The sequence below is a fragment of the Coprococcus sp. AF99-45 genome (assembly GCF_027663865.1).
Classification (GTDB): domain Bacteria; phylum Bacillota; class Clostridia; order Lachnospirales; family Lachnospiraceae; genus Allocoprococcus; species Allocoprococcus comes.
Genome location: NZ_JAQDGZ010000001.1, coordinates 143,111 through 158,081, shown reverse-complemented (window position 1 = coordinate 158,081; position 14,971 = coordinate 143,111). Strand labels below are relative to the sequence as shown.

The following is a 14,971-nucleotide window of genomic DNA, read 5'->3' as shown; positions in this document are numbered from 1 at the left end:
GGCCTCCTATCTTCCTTCTTTGATCGCATAAAATGCTTCGGTTTTTGCCTGTTCGCTGCTGAGACCTTTTTCTTCCAGCTGAAGGATGCGGGTCAGCATTCTCTCGTAATCACGCGGAATGATCTTCTTAAACTTCGGCAGATATTCTTTGAAATGATCCAGGATTTCTTTTCCCGTCTCGGAATTGGTTGCTGCTACATGTTCTTCGATCATACCTTTCAATTCAGATACATCGAACTTAGATGTTACTTTTTCGATATTAACCATCTGTTTGTTGACTTTTGTATAAAGATCACTGTCCATATCCAGAACGTAGGCAACACCGCCACTCATACCTGCTGCAAAGTTCTTTCCGGTCTTGCCAAGAATTGCAACCCGTCCACCAGTCATATATTCGCATCCATGATCACCGACCCCTTCTACAACTGCTGTTGCTCCGGAGTTACGGACACAGAAACGTTCGCCTGCCACACCATTGATATAGGCTTTTCCGCTTGTTGCACCATAAAGCGCTACGTTACCAATAATAATATTTTCATCAGCTTTAAATTTCACACCAGTCGGCGGATAAACGATCAGTTTACCACCGGAAAGTCCTTTTCCAAAATAATCATTGCTGTCACCGGTCAGTTCCAGTGTCAGACCTTTTGGTATAAATGCTCCGAATGACTGTCCGCCTGCGCCCTTACATTTCAACACATAGCTGTCTTCTTCCAGTCCGTCCGGATAACGTCTTGTAATCTCAGAACCGAAGATTGTGCCGAATGTACGGTCTGTATTTTTTACATCCAGCTCCAGGATTCTCTTCTGTTTCTTTTCCAGTGACGGAAGAAGTTCCTTTACCAGGACTCTTTCATCCAGTGTTTTATTTAGTTCAAAATCAAAGACTTTCTTCGGATTGAAGATCATGCCTTTCTTCTCTTTTGCATACGGATTATTGAGGATTCTGGAAAGATCCAGTGTTGCGGCACGTTTGGATGTCGGCACATCTCTCACTTTCAGAAGGTCTGTCCTTCCCACCAGTTCATCTACAGTACGAATGCCAAGTTTTGCCATATATTCTCTTAATTCTTCCGCGATAAAACGCATGAAATTGATGACATATTCTGGTTTTCCGGCAAATCTCTTTCTCAGTTCCGGATTCTGGGTTGCAATTCCGACCGGACAGGTATCCAAGTTACATACACGCATCATTACGCACCCCATGGTTACAAGCGGTGCCGTCGCAAATCCAAATTCCTCTGCACCGAGAAGTGCTGCGATCGCCACATCACGACCACTCATCAGCTTACCGTCTGTCTCGATACGGACTCTTTCTCTCAGTCCGTTCTGGATCAGTGTCTGATGTGTTTCAGAAAGTCCAAGCTCCCACGGAAGTCCGGTATTATGGATAGAACTTCTCGGTGCAGCTCCTGTACCTCCGTCATAACCGGAGATCAGAACCAGTCCGGCTCCTGCTTTTGCAACACCCGCTGCAACCGTTCCGACACCGGCTTCAGATACCAGTTTCACAGAAATTCTTGCATCCTTGTTTGCATTTTTACAGTCATAGATCAGCTGTGCCAGATCTTCGATCGAGTAAATATCGTGATGCGGCGGCGGTGAGATCAGTCCCACACCCGGCGTAGAATGTCTGGTTTTTGCTACCCAAGGGTAAACCTTTCCCCCCGGCAGATGTCCACCTTCTCCAGGTTTTGCTCCCTGCGCCATCTTGATCTGGATCTCTTTTGCACTGACAAGATATCTGCTTGTAACACCAAAACGTCCACTGGCAACCTGTTTGATCGCAGAACCTCTGTCGGTTCCAAGGCGCTCGATATCCTCTCCGCCTTCACCGGAGTTTGACTTACCGTGCAGTGCATTCATTGCAAGGGCAAGGGTTTCGTGTGCTTCCTTTGAAATTGATCCGTAAGACATTGCACCGGTCTTGAATCTGGTCACGATCGAATCCACACTCTCTACTTCTGAAAGCGGAACTCCTTTCTTTGGATAATTGAAGTCCATCTGTCCACGGAGTGTGATTCCTTTGGATTCTTCATCAACCATCTGCGTGTACTGCTTGAACATTTCATAATCCCCGCGCCTTGTAGACTGCTGGAGCATATGGATCGTTCTCGGGTTGTACAGATGCTTTTCACCACCGCTCTTCGACTTGTGTTGTCCCACACTGTTCAACGTCAGATCTACGGAAAGTCCCAGCGGATCAAAGGCCTCGGAATGCCTTGCCATATAATCTTTTGCAATTTCTTCCAGTCCGATACCACCGACACGGCTGACAGTTCCGGTGAAATATTTTTCAATGAATTCCGGTTTTAATCCAATCGCTTCAAAGATCATGGATCCCTGATAAGACTGGATCGTGGAAATTCCCATCTTCGATGCAATTTTGACAATTCCGCTTATAACAGCTTCATTATAGTCATTGACTGCTGCATAATAATCTTTCTGAAGCATATCTGTATCGATCAACTGTTTGATCGATTCATGTGCAAGATACGGGTTGATTGCAGATGCACCATATCCCAAAAGCGTTGCGAAATGATGTACTTCTCTTGGTTCTCCGGTCTCAAGGATCATGGCAACCTCTGTTCTTCTCTTAGTTCTTACCAGATGCTGATGAACCGCTGAGGTTGCAAGCAGGGACGGGATCGCAATATGATATTCATCCACACCTCTGTCACTTAAGATCAGGATATTCATGCCTTCACGGATTGCACGGTCTACCTGGATAAACAGATAATCGATCGCTTTTTCCAGGCTGGAGTTTTTATAATAAGTAGTAGAAATTTCTGCCACACGGAAACCGTCGACTTTCATGTTACGGATCTTCAGGAGATCGGTATCTGTCAGGATCGGATCATTGATCTTCAGTACATGACAATTTTCCTCTTTCTGTTCCAAAAGGTTTCCTTCTTCTCCGACATATACCGTTGTCGAAGTCACGATTTTTTCACGGATCGCGTCGATCGGCGGGTTCGTTACCTGTGCAAATAACTGTTTAAAATATCCAAACAAAGACTGATGCTGCTCAGAAAGAACGGCAAGTGGTGCATCGATACCCATGGCTCCGATTCCTTCGCTTCCATTCATTGCCATATTTAAAATAGAAGTCTTCACTTCTTCGTAAGAATATCCAAATGCTTTCTGCAGTCTCTGGCATTCTTCTCTAGAATACTGCGGTACTTTCTGATTCGGGATCTTTAAATCGCTTAAATTGACCAACTGACTGTTCAACCATTCGCCATAAGGCTGTCTTGCCGCATATTCTTCTTTCAGTTCCTGGTCGTCGATGACACGCCCCTGAACAGTATCAACAAGAAGCATCTTACCTGGATGGATTCTTTCTTTGACTACGATCTTCTCCGGCGGGATATCCAGAACACCAACCTCAGAAGAAAGGATCAGTGTGTCATCATCTGTGATGTAATATCTGGAAGGTCTGAGTCCATTTCGGTCAAGTACGGCTCCTAAAATATCTCCATCTGAGAACAGGATGGATGCCGGTCCGTCCCATGGCTCCATCATCGTTGCGTAATACTGATAGAAATCCTTGATTTTCTGTGACATCGTTGCATTCTGTGCCCATGGCTCCGGGATGGTGATCATAACTGCCAACGGAAGCGGCATGCCACTCATCACCATGAATTCCAGCGTGTTATCCAGCATGGCAGAATCGGAACCTGCGGTATTGATTGCCGGAAGGACTTTATAAAGCTCTCCTTCCAGATGCTCGGATTCCATGTTTTCCTCTCTGGCCCGCATCTTATCTGCATTGCCGCGAATGGTATTGATCTCTCCGTTATGTACGATGAAACGGTTCGGATGTGCTCTTTCCCAGCTTGGATTAGTGTTTGTACTGAATCTGGAATGTACAACTGCAATTGCAGATTCATAATCCGGGTTCTGCAGATCTTCAAAGAACATCCGGAGCTGTTTTACAAGGAACATTCCTTTGTACACGATGGTTCTGCTTGACAGGGATGCTACATAGGTATCATCACTGCTCTGTTCAAAGACTCTTCTTACCACATAAAGTCTGCGGTCAAAATCCAGTCCTTGTTTTACTTTTTTCGGTCGTTCGATAAATCCCTGCATAATGCACGGCATGCATTCGAGTGCTTTCTTTCCAAGGATCTCTTTACGGATCGGCACTTCCCTCCATCCAAGGAATTTCAGTCCTTCTTTTTCGACAATAACTTCGAAAATATTTTTTGCCTGATTCCTTTTCAGTTCGTCCTGTGGGAAGAAAAACATTCCCACACCGTAATCTCTCTCAGAACCTAAAAAGATGCCGAGGGGACGACAGACATTTGTAAAGAACTTGTGCGAAATCTGTAACAGTATTCCTACACCGTCTCCTGTCTTCCCTTCGGCATCCTTGCCAGCTCTATGTTCAAGATTTTCTACGATTTTCAGCGCATTTGCGACTGTATCATGACTCTTTTGCCCTTTGATGTTCACAACAGCTCCGATACCGCAGTTGTCATGCTCAAAATCAGGGCTGTATAAGCCTTGTTCTGTATTTTGTTGTATTACACTCATATAACCTGCCCTTTCTGTAAAACGGTTTTGTTGTTGCTTTTATGATTTAACACTATACAGCATTTGTCTGCAAAAGTAAACCCCTAATTTTACAGAAATTGTCAGATATTATTTATTTTGTAAACTTTTTCAGTATTTTTCAGTTAATTATCGTATTTCTTGTCTTATATTTTTTATTTTTACATAAATTATAACAGTAATCAACGTAGCCAGTACAGTAATTCCAACTGCTTTTCCCTCTGTTCCCAGAATCCATTCAAAGCCCCCATACCACGAAAGCAATAATGACGTAATATTCACAACAATATGGAACAGAATCGGAGCTGCAATATTCCGGAATTTCTCATAAATGCAAGCAAGCAGAAGTCCGAGTACCATTGCATAAAGTCCCTGTGGCAGATTTCCATGACCGACACCGAACAAAATGGATACAAACACACCTGCCTGCACAGCGGTAAGGCTCTCGCGCATCCGCCGGTAGATCATCCCGCGGTAAACAAGCTCTTCTGCGACCGGAGCCAGAATCCCGGCTCCCGCCAGCTGAAGCCAACGCGGTGCACTGTAAATGATCTGCTCTGTGCTCTGATAAATCTGGCTGATCCTCTGCATATTCATCAGCATGACGATATCATTCATCGCCACACACGCAGTCACTGCACCGACGAGCATAACAAGCCACATTCCATATCGGGAAGCCGCTTTATATTTCCACCAGGATTCCTGCTGCTTTTCATAGCGTCCCTGATCTTTCCGGTAGATCCACGCAATCATTGGGATCGTGATGATCGAAGAGACTGCCCCAATTCCCATATTGCTGCGCAGACCGCAGGAAAGTGCAAATGTCGCTACTGCGATCTCCACACCCCATTTGATCAGAACCGCACTGAACAAATACCAGATAATTCTCCCTGTTTTCCTGTCTCGCATTCTTCATCTCCGCCTTCTCTTACTCAAAAACTTTTCGAATTGCCTCTTCACTTCCATTTACAGAACCCTGTACCATGACCGGTTTTCCACCGCCTCTTCCGTCAAACTGTTCTTTGAGGATCTTGCTGTACGGGCGCACATCCTCTGTCTCACTGCCGATCACATAACGGTATCCACTCTCTTCGTTTCCTGCAAATACCGCACATACTTCTGTTCCTTTTTTCAGTACAAGGTTCATAAGCTCACGTGGTTCATTCCCACTTAATTTGCTATCAAAAATACAGACCTTTTTCTGTCCCTCCGGAATTTTTTCTGCCTGTGCTTCAAGAATCTGATATCTTGTCTCTGCAAGTTCACTCTTCAGCTGTGTACATTCCTCTTTTACGCGTTCAACTGCTTCAGCAATCAATTCTTCCTTCGCTGAAAGGCTTCCCATGATCGCCTTCACGCTTTCTTCTTTCTGCTGATAATCCTTCAGTGCCCTTCTTCCGCACAGCATAGTGATCCGGATACCGCCTTTATAATTCTGACTCTGCACCAGTTTGATAAGACCGATCTCTCCGGTAAAATACACATGCGGTGCACAACAGGCACACACGTCATATCCCGGTATCGTCACGATACGCACCTGTCCGTCAATCTCTATCTTACTGCGGTAATCCAACGTCTTCAATTTTTCTTTGGACGGATAACTTATCTGAACCGGTACATTTGCAAATACCGCTTCATTTGCCGCATTTTCCACCTCGCGAAGCTCCTCCTTCGTGAGCGGACCACTTAAGTCCAGAGTGCACAGCTCATCATTCAAATGGAATCCCACATTATCATATCCAAAACGTGCATGAACGATTCCCGATACGATATGTTCTCCGCTGTGCTGCTGCATCCGTGAAAAACGTTTGTCCCAGTCGATCTGACCGGTCACGGTCTTTCCTTCTTCCAGTTCTCCTTCCAGATAGTGAAAGATCTGTTCTCCTTTTTCCTGTACATCATATACTCTGATCCCGTCAATCACTCCGGTATCTGCTGCCTGACCGCCGCCTTCTGGAAAAAAGGCAGTTCTTGAAAGAACTGCCTCATATCCGTTATCACACGGGCGGCAGGACACAACCTCCGCAGTAAATTCCTGCAGGTGACTGTCTGTGTAAAACAATTTCTCTGTCATATGTCCTCGCCTCTTTATCGTATTGTCATTACTTCTGATGCTTCTGCCTTTTTACATTCTTTCCGGTGCTTCAAATCCAAGCAGATCGATGCAGGTTGTCAAAATGTCTCTTGTCAGTGTAAGAAGGGCAATGTAGCTCTTCTGCTTCTGTTCATCCTCTTCTGCCAGGATCTTTGTCTCATGGTAGAAACGGTTAAATGCATTTGCAAGATCATAAATATATGCGCAGATCTTGTGTGGTGCAAGTTCTTCGTATACATTCTCCATCACACTGCCAAACTTCGCAGCTTCCAGCATCAGAGCCTTTTCGCTCTCACTTGTAGCCGAAAGGATCTTGATATCGTCCATACTCTTTCCTGATTCTTTGTACTTGTTCAGGATGGATTTGATACGAACGATGGTGTACAGGATGTACGGACCTGTATTTCCTTCAAAAGAAGTGAATCTGTCTACATCGAATACATAGTCTTTTGCTGCCTGATTGGAGAGGTCTCCGTATTTGATCGCAGCCATTCCGACCATCTTCGCTGTTGCTTTTGCCTCTTCTTCCGATACTGTACGGTTCTCTGTGATCTTTTCATACATCTTTTCTGTGATCTCGCGGATCAGGTTCTCAAGACGCATAACGCCGCCTTCTCTGGTCTTGAACGGTTTCCCGTCTTTTCCGTTCATCGTACCAAATCCAAGGAAAGTAAGCTTTGTATCCTCTTTTACAATGCCGGTCTTCTTCGCGCAGCGGAATACCTGTACAAAATGCAGTTCCTGACGTTTGTCAACTACATAGATAACTTCGTTCGGCTGGAACAGTTCTTCACGCTCTACCAGTGTTGCAAGGTCTGTGGTATCATAAAGTGCTGCACCGTCGGACTTCAGGATCATACACGGTGGGATCTCTTTGGTATCGGTCTCTTCTTTGACATCTACCACGAGTGCTCCATTATCAATATGCGCATAGCCTTCCTTCTTCAGCCTTTCCACCATATCCGGGATGTATTTCTGTGCGTCAGATTCCCCTTTCCAGAGGTCAAATTCAACATTCAGGTTCGCATAGTTTTTCTTTAAGTCTGTCACAGACACATTCATAATGTGATCCCAGATTGCACGGTAACCGCGCTTTCCGCTCTGCAGCTGGAAGGTTGCATCCAGTGCTTCTTCTCTGTAATCATCATGCTCTTTTGCATAAGCGGACGCTGCCGGATAGATTTCCTCCAGGTCACTGATGGTAAATGGTGCTTCTTTTGGATATTCTCCGGTGAAATTATCATCAAAATACGGAAGATCCGGCTGGCGTTTCTTCAGTTCTGTGATGATCAGTCCCATCTGATATCCCCAGTCTCCAAGGTGGATATCACCAACCACTTTATTGCCCATAAAACGGGTGATTCTCTTTACGCTTTCCCCGATGATCGCGGAGCGGAGATGTCCGACGTGAAGCGGTTTTGCCACATTCGGTCCGCCGTAATCAATGACGATTGTCTTTGGATTCTCTACTTCTTCCACGCCGAGCTTTTCGTCTGCTTCCATCTGGTTCAGATAATCTGCGACTGCTGCCGGGTTGGTCTTCAGGTTGATGAAACCTGGCTTAACTGCTTCTGCTCCGCTGATATATCCGTTCTCCGGAATCTTTGCCACAACTTCTTCTGCGATCATGATCGGTGCTTTGTGGTACTTTTTTGCACCTGCCATCGCACCATTGCACTGATATTCACATAAATCCGGGCGGTTGGAAAGTGTAACACGCGCCAGTTCTTTCTCGTATCCGGCATCTGCAAATGCCTGTTCCATTTCTTCTGTAATCAGATCCAGGATCTTCTTCATAGTATCGATCGTTCCTCTCTTTTTCATCATAAACGTTAGCGCAGACTCTTTGCCTGCGCCGCTTTATTTATTATATCTGAATCCTTATGTAAGCGCAATAGAAAATCGCAATCCGGAGACTGGATGTTGCCTGAAATTCTGCATTCTTTATGAATTTTTGGCAAGACAGCATCCACTTCTGCTGACGCACAACATTTTTTCATAGACTTTACCGCTTTTTTCAGACGTTACTGGCTCGCTGTATTTACAGTGTTACTGATCCACTGCATTTTTCAGATCTTCCACCGCCTGTGCGAGCATTGCATCTGAACCAAGTGCCTGTTCATAATCCGCTTCTACCTGTGCAAACAGCTCCTGCACATCTGTCTGTGCGGAAACTTCTTCAATTATCGTCTGAATCTGCTCGTCAAAGATCTCTGCCTGAATATCGAATTTTCCATCTTTGTCCTTGACCGCATATAAGGTTTCAAGTCCCGGTACTTCAGTATAAATTCCACGGATCTTCATATTGTACCGTACATACAGGATCCTGCTGCCTTTTGCTTTGCCGTCTTTCGTGTAAATCGCAATCCCATCGTATGCTTCGGCATAGGCTTCTTTTCCGGAAAGTTCCTGATAATATGCTTCTACTGCATTCGCAAGCTCTTCGTCCCGGTTCTCCAGAAGTGGATTGGTTTCCATCGCTGCATATCCGGTATTTACTTTTGGCTCTTCTGTAACAACTGCACTTACTTCTTTTACCTCATCTTTTTTCTCTTTCGTAAGAAAAACGGTGACTCCCGCCGTCATAAAGCAAACCAGCAGATACACAAGACCAGTGTAGAAAATCTGCTTCTTTTGGCCTGTAAGGACGGGCATCCTTTTTTCTTCCGACATGGCATTTCCTCCTTTGCCACCTATCATACGCAATGCCCGCTTTTGCGTCAATAGCGAAGGAAGACTTGTTTTGACTGGTTTTGTCGAAGCGATTATTTATTCTTTTTCTGCATTAAAATTGCTTTATGCTGATGCCCACTCTGTGTATCAAATCACTTTCAAATGGTATTTCGGCTGCTATTCTGTTCATCCCGTTTTACTTGTCCTGTTCGAAATTTCTTCTTGATTTTTTTCTGGGCAAGTGCTATATTAGTAAATGTCCTTGTAGCTCAGTGGATAGAGCACCGCCCTCCGGAGGCGGGTGCGTCAGTTCGATTCTGATCAGGGACGTGAAAAGACTGTGAAGCTTTTATGGCTTGACAGTCTTTTTTATTGCCACTAATCCAATTCCCACCTGAATCCGTTCTTTTGCTTCTATACGCTTTGCCTGAATCAGCAGAACACCAATAATGAGCAAGAAAAATCCAGCCTATATTACAGCCATTTCCGGCTGCTTTCAACTAATTTATTCTTTCTTCAAAGCCTCCTCTATATCAGTCGGCAAGCACCCCATAACGTAAAAACTCCAATCACTCCTGCGCATCCCGTCATCCAAAGAACTTCTATCCGATGCATTTTCTTCAGGAACTTTTCTTCCATTCCAAGTGACTGTAAGATTTCCCCTTCTCTTTTTTCTTCCTGCTTCTCCGCAAGAAACATCTGATACAAAACTATGGAAATCAGAATCATGTAAAACACTGCAAAAATGCTGTACATTCCTATAAAGGAATATAATTCCTGACGTATTTTCTTATACTCTTCATGGTTATTCTGCACATTTACAGCTGTTCCCTGTTTTAAAATACTTAGAATATGCCCTTCCGTATCATACGCATCCGCATCATCCGATACCAGAATTTTTACAATCTGATCATATTCCATAATTCTGCTTTTCCCAAATTTCTTCCAGAAATTCTTTCCAACAATCATCGATATACCAGATCCACCTATCTGTGGATTCCGCACATCTTCTTCCTTCATGCCACGTAAAATCGCTGTTACTGGAATCGGATTTTCGTTTCTACTTCCATTCTCATTCAATGTATAAACCGGAAGTTCATCACCAACCTGTACCGTATCTTCTGATATTCCTTGTCCGTCCGGGCTGAATGCACTCAGATACTTCCCGTCATATTCCTGCAACTCTGTAAGATCCAGAATGCAAAAATCTCCCTGTTCAAATTCTTCTTTTGTCAGGCTGCCTTCATCCAGATTTCTCAGAAAACGCTGTATATCCTGCCATCTGTCTATTGTAAGCAAAGACAATCTTACTTTCTCAATAGATATCTTTTCCTTTATTGATGTCTCATTCAAATATGCCACCAATGTTTCGACTACTTTCTGAAAATACTCGCTTTCAGCATATTCTGACAGATCAATCCAGAACTCCTCTTTTTCATTGTTATGATATTGTTCTACAGAAGTTACTCCGGCAACCTGTTCCAGTTTATCAACTGTCTGCCTGGAAATTCCCGGAGAATTCGTAATCTCCATTGTACTCAAATAGTATCCATTTCCTGTCAGCCTTTGATATACTTTCAGTTCTTCCTGTCTGGTTGATATTTCCATCTTCCCAAATCCCACAACCAGTAAAACACTTGCCAGAAGAACGATTTCCACACTCTTACGCACACGATGCATCTGCCATTTATGAAGTAAAACTCTCCCCGGCGTAAACCTTACGATCTTCCTGTACTTTCCCCTTCTTTTCTGAACTTTCTTCTTTTTTTCTTTCAGAAGTATGCGAAGCTGTACTGCACTGAGTCCATAACTTGCAGCAATACATAAGATACTGAAGCCAGTTCCAAAAAGGACTCCTTCCCATGCAATCGCCTGTGGTAATGTCTGCTCGGTTATCTTTTCAAAAGCAGGTATAACAAGCTGGTAAATCCAAATCCCTGCAAGATTTCCAACAATAACAGCTCCTGCACCAAACAGAACTGCTTCCCAGAAAATAATCTGGTACATCTGCCCTCTTCTCATTCCAAGTGCATCCAGGAACCTCCAGAACTGTTCTCTTGAGATAATCGAACGCGATACCGTAAGAAACAGGATACAGATCGACGCACCACCAATCAGCAAACGGATATTTTCCAGAAAATCCATATATGGAAGACTTACATCAGAAAGTTTGTCCTGTTCCACATTGTCATCCATGCCGCAGGTAAGTTCTTCGCTGTCTTTCAGATCTTTATAAACATTTTCACTGCCTTCTTTCGCTTTTACAAGCATATGCATATCCTGAACAGAGCCGATCCTGTTCCCGCCTTCCTGTGTCACAATTCCAGTTGGAAACCGATGCCGGTTGCAGATTTCCCAGTTTATCTGATAATCTTTTAGGATCCCGCATAAAGTATACGAATAGCTTTTTGATTCCCCCTGCTCCAGAATGGAAAGCGCCGGTGTAATATCCAGTGTAATCTCTTTTCCAAGCATCTCCTCATATCCAAGTGAGCGAAGTGTACTGTATTCCATTACGATCTCATGCTCATTTTTCGGCAGGCGTCCTTCTTTCATTTCCAGTCTGCCAAGCTTCCACGCCGTCTCGTCCATTGTCCCGATATTCATCTGACGGTTTTCCAGATAATCTCCGGCGATCGCCCCATAGATACTTATTTTCCCGGTCTGTGCAAGAAATGGATTCTCTTCTGCCACTTTTACCGAGCTTTCATCCATATCCAAAAATACCTGTTCCCACTCCCCATATACTGCTTTACGATTCTCGATATATGCGGCTTTCAGTCCTTCCGACATCTGAAAACCAATCTGAATCAGTGTGCAGGTAAGAAGCAGGACTGAGACTATCAGGATACTGTATTTCTTCTGGCTGCGGATTCTTTTTATACTGAGTTCCCGTTCAATTCCATGTCTTTTCATCGCAATGCACCATCTTCCATATACACAATCCTGTCCGCATAATTGGCACTGTCCATATCATGTGTCACCATGACAATTGTCTGACGGTAAAGCTCTCTGGATGCGCAGATCAGTTTCATGATCTCCTGTCCGGTCTGATAGTCCAGATTCCCGGTCGGTTCATCCGCAAGGATCACTCCCGGCTTTGCTGCCATTGCACGGGCAATTGCCACTCTCTGCTGCTCTCCACCAGATAACTGATCCGGATAATCTCCGTTCCTGTCCCATAATCCGACCTTTTCAAGAAGCTGTCGGATATAAGCTTTATCCGGTACCGTATGCGCGATATAAAGCGGCATGCATACATTATCCCAGATCGTATACTCCGGCAGTAACTGATACTGTTGGAAAATAAACCCGATTTTCTTCTGCCGGATCTTGCAGATCTTCTTTTGGGAAAGCCCGTTAATCTGTATTCCATTCAGGAAGACTGCTCCGGTATCTGGCTTTTCCAGTGTTCCTGCAATCTTAAGAAAAGTAGATTTCCCGGATCCGCTTCGTCCCATCACTGCCACAAATTCACCGCTTTTCACTTCAAAAGAAAACTCCTTTAATGCTGTGATTTTCTTTTCACCAAGGATATAGCTTTTGCTTACCTTGTCCAGTCTGATTACGGTTTTCATCTTCTGCCACCTCCTTCATTTGTTAGTCTTACTATATCAGATCAGTCTTTCGATTCACTTACCCTAATCTTACGAAATCGTAAGATTTATTTCTTCCTGTGCATGATCTTTTGCAATCATCTTCGGCAGTATAAACTGGAAGGTTGTCGCCTCCTCCAAGCCGCTTCGATCCACAACCTTCAGTGTTCCCTGATGGAGCGTGACAATTTCCTTTGCCAGATGCAGACCAATTCCGATTCCACTTCCCTGTTCCATCTGGTAGAAACGGTCAAAAATCAGCTCTCTTTTCTCTTCTTTAATCCGTTTTCCCCGATTGGTGATATACAGCTTATAATAGTCCGTATCTTCTTTCAGCAGAATCTGAATCAGGCTTCCTGTATCTGCATATTCTACGGCATTTTTCAGTACATTTTCCATTGCCTCTTTCAGCCAAAATCCGTCGCAGGAAAGCAGGCATTCTTTTGGAACATCCATTTCAAATCCAACTCCTTTTTCTTCCGCTAAAGGCTGTGTTCTGTCTATACATTCTTCGATCAGTCCGGTCAGATTTTCTTTTTTCCGCTTCATCCAGATTTTCCCGGAATCAATCTGCGCAAGCCTAAGAAGCACGATCGTCATATCGGACATCCATTGCACCTTTTTCACACAGTCTTCCATCTTCTGATACCGTTTTTCATCCTCTTCTGTCACAAGAAGAACCTCCAGATTCAGAAGTGTTCCCGCGATCGGTGTTTTTAGCTGATGGGAAATATTTTCCATGTAAGTCCCCATTTTCTGCCGGTCACGATGCAGAAATTCTTTTTCTTCCGCCAGCTTTGCTTCCAGTTCCCTGTCTTTTTCTTCCAATTGATTATCCAGTGCTTTTTTCCGTCTTTTCTCCATGTGCAGTTCTGTCAGCAGACCAACAATGCAGATGATGCCGATCGCAGCCACAAACACACCTATTCCGTAACTTCGGATTCTCTTTTCCAGCCAGATTTTTCCTGTTTCTTCATATCCTGCCTCTTTCAATGCCTCGCAGCCCTTCTGATATGCTTCTTCATCCGGTTCTGTAAAGGCAGAAACCGTTCTGTCTTTTTCTGTCTGTCCGATCCAGGAAACAACCTGTCTTTCATAATTTTCTGCAAGAATATTCTGGTATCCATAAAAAGCCAGCAATATCAAAAGAAAAATCAGAGTCCATTTTCCCGGTATTCTCCATTTCTCCGTCTTTCTCTCAGATCTCATCATACACATCCTCAGCTTTCAGCGTCCATGCATAACCAACTCCACGCTTTGTCTCAATCGGATCCTGCTCATTTTCTGCAGTCAGCTTCTTTCTCAGCCGGTTCATATGTACAGACAAAGTATTGTCATCGATATAATTTTCATTAAAATCCCAGATCGTATCCAACAGGAACTCCCTCGCAACAAGATTCGGTGCGTTTGCAAGAAGGCTGCACAGAATCTGATATTCGGTCCTTGTAAGATCGATTCGGACACCATCCTTCTGCAAAATCTGCTTCTGCAAATCCAGTTCATATTCTCCGCTTTTGATTCCTTTTTTCACTTTCTTGCCGTTTTGCATACCGGTACGTCGCAGCAAAGCCTTGATTCTCGCAATAAATTCAAATGTGCGGAAAGGCTTGATCACATAGTCATTTGCTCCCGCTTCAAATCCTTCTACGATAAATTCTTCACTGTCATAGGCTGATAAGAAAAGAATGGGATTGTCTGTATATCTGCGGATCTCCCTGCAGAGCATGATTCCGTTCCCGTCTGGCAGCTTCATATCCAGTACATACAGCATATATTCTTCTCCTCGAATCCTTACGAGTGCTTCGCTACAAGACTTCGCTGCAACCGCATTCCATCCCTTTAGTTCCAGGATGTCTACGATTCCCTGTCTTACCAGGTCGTCATCTTCAATTACTAAAATTTCTGTGTTCATGCTCGGAATTCCTTTCTTTATTTCTATTGTATGATTACGTAAGCTGACTCCTACTTGATTCGTATACTTTGTACACCATCTCGCTTAACAGCCAGGTGATGTACATTCGCAAAATACAGATTCTTGTGCAAGCAC

General features: G+C 44.1%; 9 protein-coding genes and 1 tRNA gene. 1 reads left to right on the top strand and 9 read right to left on the bottom strand.

The features are described 5' to 3' along the window. Window positions 1-6: 6 nt before the first annotated feature. From gltB to PGR14_RS00730, 5 genes are all read right to left on the bottom strand, one after another. Complete coding sequence (gene gltB, locus PGR14_RS00750; RefSeq protein WP_055155606.1) at window positions 7-4,542, bottom strand: glutamate synthase large subunit; 4,536 nt, start codon at window positions 4,540-4,542, stop codon at window positions 7-9. Window positions 4,543-4,689: 147 nt separating this feature from the next. Then, complete coding sequence (locus PGR14_RS00745; protein ID WP_055155607.1) at window positions 4,690-5,469, bottom strand: CPBP family intramembrane glutamic endopeptidase; 780 nt, start codon at window positions 5,467-5,469, stop codon at window positions 4,690-4,692. A gap of 19 nt (window positions 5,470-5,488) precedes the next feature. Further along, entirely contained in the window at window positions 5,489-6,634 is a 1,146-nt protein-coding gene (locus PGR14_RS00740) for an alanyl-tRNA editing protein (RefSeq protein WP_022219956.1), read from the bottom strand. A 51-nt stretch (window positions 6,635-6,685) separates the two neighbouring features. After that, window positions 6,686-8,452: an arginine--tRNA ligase gene (argS, locus tag PGR14_RS00735; RefSeq protein ID WP_055260708.1), complete on the bottom strand. Its 1,767-nt coding sequence runs from the start codon at window positions 8,450-8,452 to the stop codon at window positions 6,686-6,688. A gap of 252 nt (window positions 8,453-8,704) precedes the next feature. Further along, window positions 8,705-9,328, bottom strand: coding sequence for a hypothetical protein (locus tag PGR14_RS00730; RefSeq protein ID WP_055260602.1), 624 nt, complete (start codon window positions 9,326-9,328; stop codon window positions 8,705-8,707). A 258-nt stretch (window positions 9,329-9,586) separates the two neighbouring features. Here PGR14_RS00730 and PGR14_RS00725 point away from each other — a divergent pair. Then, window positions 9,587-9,658 (top strand) — tRNA-Arg (locus PGR14_RS00725). Window positions 9,659-9,856: 198 nt separating this feature from the next. Here PGR14_RS00725 and PGR14_RS00720 read toward each other — a convergent pair. The 4 genes from PGR14_RS00720 to PGR14_RS00705 all read right to left on the bottom strand — a co-directional run bounded on the left by PGR14_RS00720 (window position 9,857) and on the right by PGR14_RS00705 (window position 14,836). Further along, window positions 9,857-12,244 carry an ABC transporter permease gene (locus tag PGR14_RS00720; protein WP_055260601.1) on the bottom strand — a complete coding sequence of 796 codons (2,388 nt, stop codon included), beginning with the start codon at window positions 12,242-12,244 and terminating at the stop codon, window positions 9,857-9,859. After that, window positions 12,241-12,906: an ABC transporter ATP-binding protein gene (locus tag PGR14_RS00715; RefSeq protein ID WP_055260600.1), complete on the bottom strand. Its 666-nt coding sequence runs from the start codon at window positions 12,904-12,906 to the stop codon at window positions 12,241-12,243. The genes PGR14_RS00720 and PGR14_RS00715 overlap by 4 nt, the downstream gene beginning before the upstream one ends. Window positions 12,907-12,975: 69 nt before the next feature. Next, window positions 12,976-14,133, bottom strand: a complete 1,158-nt coding sequence (locus tag PGR14_RS00710) for a sensor histidine kinase (protein WP_055260599.1) — start codon at window positions 14,131-14,133, stop codon at window positions 12,976-12,978. Further along, window positions 14,123-14,836 (bottom strand): response regulator transcription factor, encoded by a 714-nt coding sequence (locus PGR14_RS00705; protein ID WP_008375063.1) that lies wholly within the window; start codon window positions 14,834-14,836, stop codon window positions 14,123-14,125. Before PGR14_RS00705 ends, PGR14_RS00710 begins: the two co-directional genes overlap by 11 nt. Window positions 14,837-14,971 lie beyond the last annotated feature (135 nt).

What these genes read in the sequence shown, in the direction of transcription:
- gltB (WP_055155606.1), bottom strand. Translation starts at nt 4,542, where the DNA reads ATGAGTGTAATACAACAAAATACAGAACAAGGCTTATACAGCCCTGAT.
- PGR14_RS00745 (WP_055155607.1), bottom strand. Translation starts at nt 5,469, where the DNA reads ATGCGAGACAGGAAAACAGGGAGAATTATCTGGTATTTGTTCAGTGCG.
- PGR14_RS00740 (WP_022219956.1), bottom strand. Translation starts at nt 6,634, where the DNA reads ATGACAGAGAAATTGTTTTACACAGACAGTCACCTGCAGGAATTTACT.
- argS (WP_055260708.1), bottom strand. Translation starts at nt 8,452, where the DNA reads ATGAAGAAGATCCTGGATCTGATTACAGAAGAAATGGAACAGGCATTT.
- PGR14_RS00730 (WP_055260602.1), bottom strand. Translation starts at nt 9,328, where the DNA reads ATGTCGGAAGAAAAAAGGATGCCCGTCCTTACAGGCCAAAAGAAGCAG.
- PGR14_RS00720 (WP_055260601.1), bottom strand. Translation starts at nt 12,244, where the DNA reads ATGAAAAGACATGGAATTGAACGGGAACTCAGTATAAAAAGAATCCGC.
- PGR14_RS00715 (WP_055260600.1), bottom strand. Translation starts at nt 12,906, where the DNA reads ATGAAAACCGTAATCAGACTGGACAAGGTAAGCAAAAGCTATATCCTT.
- PGR14_RS00710 (WP_055260599.1), bottom strand. Translation starts at nt 14,133, where the DNA reads ATGAGATCTGAGAGAAAGACGGAGAAATGGAGAATACCGGGAAAATGG.
- PGR14_RS00705 (WP_008375063.1), bottom strand. Translation starts at nt 14,836, where the DNA reads ATGAACACAGAAATTTTAGTAATTGAAGATGACGACCTGGTAAGACAG.